The 788-nt window shown below is 66.0% G+C and carries 1 pseudogene; it reads left to right on the forward strand.

Annotated elements, in window-relative coordinates:
* Window positions 1-788 (forward strand): annotated as a pseudogene (locus AAFO60_RS20810) (terminase); the annotation flags it as partial.

Raw genomic sequence — 788 nt, forward strand, 5'->3', positions numbered from 1 at the left:
CTGTACATTCCGGCGACCGACTCGTCGTTCGCTGTATATCCGGCTTCCCCTGCCGCCGCCGAGGGTCTGGACTATGTGCTGGCGATCGTCGACGAGGCCGGCGTCGTGAACCGTGACCTGTTCGAGGTCGTCCAGCTCGCCCAGGGCAAGCGTGAGAAGTCGGTGCTGGTGGCGATCGGGACGCCAGGCCCGGCCGTGAACGATCAGGTGTTGCTGTCGCTGCGCGAGTACGCCCTCGCCCACCCCGACGACAAGACGATGGTCTGGCGTGAGCATTCCGCGGTCGGCTTCGAGGATCACCCCGTCGACTGTGAACACTGCTGGAAGGTGGCGAACCCTGCCTTGGATGACTTCCTGCACCGGGATGCGCTGGTGGCCTTGTTGCCGCCGAAGACGAGGGAGGCGACGTTCCGGCGAGCACGTCTGTGCCAGTTCGCCACCGACGTGGACGGCGCATTCCTGCCGCCCGGAGTCTGGGACTCACTCAGTACCGGTGAAGGTGTCCCTGACGGTCTCGATGTTGTTGTCGCTCTGGATGGTTCGTTCTCCGACGACACCACGGCCCTGCTGGTGGCGACGGTCTCGACGGAACCGCATGTCGACAAGCTTCGGGTGTGGGAACGCCCGCCCGGCGACGAGGCGTGGCGGGTGCCGGTCGCCGAGGTGGAGGACGAGATACGCAAGGCCTGCAGCCGCTGGAACGTGGTGGAGATCGTCGCCGACCCGTTCCGCTGGACCAGGACGCTGCAAGTCCTGGAATCCGAACGCCTCCCGGTCGTGGAGTTTCC

It is taken from the genome of Gordonia aichiensis (genome assembly GCF_039946255.1).
Taxonomy (GTDB): Bacteria; Actinomycetota; Actinomycetes; order Mycobacteriales; family Mycobacteriaceae; genus Gordonia; species Gordonia aichiensis_A.